This window comes from Lentzea albidocapillata, from assembly GCF_000719115.1.
Taxonomy (GTDB): Bacteria; Actinomycetota; Actinomycetes; order Mycobacteriales; family Pseudonocardiaceae; genus Lentzea; species Lentzea albidocapillata.
This window is the reverse complement of sequence record NZ_JOEA01000109.1, coordinates 1-260: the sequence shown is the minus strand read 5'-3', so window position 1 is coordinate 260 and position 260 is coordinate 1. Positions and strand designations below refer to the sequence as shown.

The following is a 260-nucleotide window of genomic DNA, read 5'->3' as shown; positions in this document are numbered from 1 at the left end:
GACCGGCGCAGGTGGTGGGCGCTCGCCCTCATCGCCGCCGCGCAGTTCATGGTCATCATGGACACCTCGATCATCGGGGTGGCCCTGCCGCGGATCCAGGAGGATCTCGGCTTCTCCCAGGAGAACCTGTCCTGGGTCTTCAACGCCTACGTCGTCGCGTTCGGTGGGTTGCTGCTGCTCGGCGGCAAGCTGTCCGACCTGTTCGGCGCCCGCCGCATGTTCGCCACCGGCTGGCTGGTGCTCCTCGCGGGCTCCGTCGT

Annotated in this window: 1 protein-coding gene; it reads left to right on the top strand. The window is 68.5% G+C overall.

Annotated features, from left to right (window positions below; all coding sequences use genetic code 11):
* Positions 1-260 (top strand): MFS transporter (locus IG04_RS0142055; protein WP_030482315.1); only part of this gene is annotated, 260 nt, incomplete at both ends.